Source organism: Frankia sp. CoWAU3 (assembly GCF_977971855.1).
On sequence record NZ_CDWWXB010000070.1, the window covers coordinates 1 to 3358 of the forward strand.

4 protein-coding genes and 1 pseudogene are annotated in these 3358 nt (G+C 71.1%); 2 read left to right on the top strand and 3 right to left on the bottom strand.

The features are described 5' to 3' along the window. Nucleotides 1-111: 111 nt before the first annotated feature. Entirely contained in the window at nucleotides 112-966 is an 855-nt protein-coding gene (locus AC08ON_RS08765) for a maleylpyruvate isomerase family mycothiol-dependent enzyme (RefSeq protein WP_476607594.1), read from the bottom strand. A 224-nt stretch (nucleotides 967-1190) separates the two neighbouring features. Between AC08ON_RS08765 and AC08ON_RS08770 the strand changes: the two genes are divergently transcribed. After that, entirely contained in the window at nucleotides 1191-1538 is a 348-nt protein-coding gene (locus tag AC08ON_RS08770) for a molybdopterin oxidoreductase (protein WP_476607593.1), read from the top strand. Between the two features lie 80 nt (nucleotides 1539-1618). On the opposite strand, the gene AC08ON_RS08775 is transcribed toward AC08ON_RS08770, so the two are convergent. Continuing rightward, complete coding sequence (locus AC08ON_RS08775) at nucleotides 1619-1765, bottom strand: DLW-39 family protein (RefSeq protein WP_035729042.1); 147 nt, start codon at nucleotides 1763-1765, stop codon at nucleotides 1619-1621. A gap of 101 nt (nucleotides 1766-1866) precedes the next feature. Then, the gene (locus AC08ON_RS08780; protein WP_476607592.1) at nucleotides 1867-2658 is read right to left on the bottom strand and encodes a nuclease-related domain-containing protein; all 792 of its coding nucleotides are present in this window, start codon (nucleotides 2656-2658) and stop codon (nucleotides 1867-1869) included. Nucleotides 2659-3034: 376 nt separating this feature from the next. Here AC08ON_RS08780 and AC08ON_RS08785 point away from each other — a divergent pair. Continuing rightward, a pseudogene (locus AC08ON_RS08785) lies at nucleotides 3035-3358 on the top strand (ergothioneine biosynthesis glutamate--cysteine ligase EgtA); the annotation flags it as partial.

Below are 3358 nucleotides of genomic sequence, written 5' to 3' on the forward strand. Positions count from 1 at the left end.
GGAAGACAGGGCTAGCCGGAAACCTCAGAAGAAGCCCGCCCCGTCGCGGGTCCTGCCGGCCCCCGGCCCGGGACACCGAGCGGCCGGCCGGTCAGTCCGAGAAAGCGCCGGTCAGGCCCAGGGGGCGAGGGTGGGCCAGTCCGGCCGGCCCGGGTCCCGGCCGGCGAGCCAGCGCAGCGTCGGCCTGGTAGGCGCGTCGACGACCACGCGCCGCTGCCCGCGACCGACGGCGGTCGACGGCCGGTCCCCCGGCGCCAGCACGACGGTGATCTCCGGGGGTACTCGGGCCGGCAGCCCGCGCAGGGTCCACTCCCATTCGGCCTGGACGTAGGCCGGGCCCAGGTCCGCCCAGCCGGGACCGCCGAGATCGGCAAGATCGAGGTCGACGAGGTGTATCTCGGTCTCCCGCCAGCGGAGGAAGACCAGATCGGCAAGGGTCATCAGGCCATAGGTGGCGGTGTGCCCGAGACCCGTGCGCCAGACGTCGACCTGCACGCCGTCCCAGGCCCGCTCCAGCCGGGTCACCGCGGCCACCAGGTCGTCGCGGACGTGCGCGGCGGGCAGATCGCGACCGGCGGCGATGCCGTCCTCCCGCTGCCGCGCGCCCCCGGGGTACTGGGCCCGGATCCCACCGGCCCGGGCGGCTTCGACCATGCCGGTGTGACCGTCCGCGTTGCGGGCCAGGTGAGTGAGCAGGTGACCGACCGTCCAGCCCGGCAGGCCCGACGGACGGCGCACGACGACGTCGTCCAGCCTGCCGGCCACCTCCAGCAGACGCCGATGGGCCGCCGCGCATCCGGCGAGCCGATCGTGCGGAACCACCGAGGGGAGGTAGGAGGGACCGGACGGCGGCGACGTGTCGATGCTCGACTCCTGGGCGATGCTCACGCCCGCCCCGGGGCCGGCATCGGCTCCCGCGCCGGGAACGAGGGCGTCGGACGGTCGAGACGAGGTCGGGGTGGTCATGGTTCTACGGTGCCTCCCCACGCCACCACACGCCAGGTCAAGCCTCCTGCCAGCGTCTTTACCCGCAGATTCCTTATAGTCGGCACACTCCACGCTCAAGATCTAGGTCGCGCCCGACGCTCCCTCGATGGCCGACGTAACGCGGTGGAAACAGCTCCGAGCGAAAATACCCCGAGGAAGATACGGAAAGTATGCACACGGATACCCGACGGAAGGATGAGCGGATGTTCACGACTCCTCGCTTCCTGCAGGGCATTGTCCCCTTCGAGGGCAAAGGTCTGGATGTTCCGATTTCGCTTGGCTCGTCGTTCAGCTACGTCGTCCCAGGCGGCATCACCGCCCAGCCGCTCTACTTTCGGGGCGGTAACTCGACGGACGAGCTGATCTGCCCGATCCTCCTGCGGAACGGGATTCCCATGCGCTTCTTCCCGATCGGAGCGCGGGGTTCAATCCACGTGCCGCTGCGCGTCGTCGAGGATTTGGTACCGGAGACGCACATCGAGCTGCACCTCGCCGCCCCGGCCGGGCTGGTCGGCACCCTGGTCGTCGACGTGGGCCTAGTCGAGCTCTGAGGCCCTGAGCTGGAAGCTTTGACGGGCTGACACCTCGGGCCACCTCGGGCCGGGGTGGCAGCCCGGCCTTGCCGCGGACCTCAGCGCCCGCCGGCCGGGGCGCCCGCCGCGGAGGTCGCCTCCCGCCAGAGGTCGATCTCCTCCTTGCCCCTGCCGCGGCGCCGGACGGCGGTCAGCGCGGCTCCGGCGCTCGCCAGTAGAGCCAGCACGGTCACCTTGCGAACCATCTCGTCTCCTTCGTAGGCCACCTTCACCCAACGGTATCCCGCCCGCCGGCAACGTGGCCGGACCGGGTCGCATCGTCCTGATCAACGTCACTGCGAGCCGATCAACGCCGCAGCAGGCCACGCAGCCGGGATCGGGCCGGCCAGGACGGCGGGGGTCCCGACACCGCATAGGCCGGGAACACCCGCCCGGCCACGTCGACCAGCATTGCCACGTCGATGGGCCGAAGCACGACCCCGGCGGAGAGCACGTAGTCGGCCACCCCGGTGGTGGGCAGCAACAGCACGCCCTCGACGAGGGCCAAGCCGGCGGGAAGATCCGCGCGGGCGAAGGCTACGACCGGCTGGACCTCCAGCTGCCAGCCCGCCGGCAGTTCCGCGAGGAGCTGCGCGGTGGCCTCCTCGCCCATCCACGCGACCAGCCCCAGCATCGCCCGCAATGGAACCTTGCCGGCCCAGACCCCGGCGGTGTTCTGGCGGATCGGTCCCGGATGGGCGTCGGTCTCGATCACCCAGGCCCCGGATGGCCCGATGACGAGATGGTCGATATTGCCGGCCGAGTCGGCCAGCGCACGGTCGTGCAGGACGGTGTAGCCGGCCCGGGCCAGACGGTCCAACGCCCGTGCGGTGCTGCGTTCGGCCTCCGCGTCCTCGCGCCAGGCCTCGATCTCCGGCGGGGACCGGAGAAACCGGGTCGCCGCGACGAGGACCACCACGACGGCCGAGATGATCGCGAGCTGCACGGCCACGAGCGCGGGCAGCCCGACCAGGAGGATGACCACGGCGACGACGAGGGTGACGGCACCCGCCGTGGCCCCGGCGACGGCCATCGCCCGCCGTTTATGATCGCTGCGCTCGGCGACGTAGAGCTGCTTGCGCCGCAGGTACTCGGCCATGGCCGAACGTCCCGCTGACTGCCGATCGGACACGTCCGCGGTCACCACCTCCCGGCGCCGTCACGACGCCGTTGCGCTCGGCGTTGTCTCCGGGTCCGGAACCGGCTCCGCTGTCAGTCAATCACGGCGCGCTGCCGACTCCCGGTCCGTCCCGGTCACCATTCCATCGAATACACAACAGCGACAGGGTCAAAGGCGTGGAATATGCGAGGGAGAAGCACGTTGAAAACACATCTATACCACCCATCGGCGAGACGGCCGAGGCGACACCGGGTACGGCGGCCGGGTAGGGGGCCGGCGGCGCAGGGGAGAACCCACCGGAGGCCGCCGTCGGGCGCGGTGTCGAACAGTTGCAGTGCCGGAGAGGAGCCACAGGATGCCACGCCACGTGACACCCGAGGGGATCCGGAATGACGAGCCGCAGCCACCACACCCTCACTCACAGCCGCAGCGGCGGGCGATCGACACCGACCAGGTATGGGCCTTCGCGGCCGGCTGCGTCACGCCGGTCCACGGGACAGGCGATGAGGCGGCCTACGGGAACGACCGCGGGAACGACCGCAAGGACACCCGGGGGAACGGCGGCCCGACGGTACCGGGAAGATGCGTCGGCATCGAGACGGAGTGGTTGATCGTCGACACGCAGGCAGTCCACTGTCTGATCCCGCCGGCCCGCACGCTGGCGTCCCTCGCCCGGATT

What these genes read in the sequence shown, in the direction of transcription:
- AC08ON_RS08765 (WP_476607594.1), bottom strand. Translation starts at nt 966, where the DNA reads ATGACCACCCCGACCTCGTCTCGACCGTCCGACGCCCTCGTTCCCGGC.
- AC08ON_RS08770 (WP_476607593.1), top strand. Translation starts at nt 1,191, where the DNA reads ATGTTCACGACTCCTCGCTTCCTGCAGGGCATTGTCCCCTTCGAGGGC.
- AC08ON_RS08775 (WP_035729042.1), bottom strand. Translation starts at nt 1,765, where the DNA reads ATGGTTCGCAAGGTGACCGTGCTGGCTCTACTGGCGAGCGCCGGAGCC.
- AC08ON_RS08780 (WP_476607592.1), bottom strand. Translation starts at nt 2,658, where the DNA reads ATGGCCGAGTACCTGCGGCGCAAGCAGCTCTACGTCGCCGAGCGCAGC.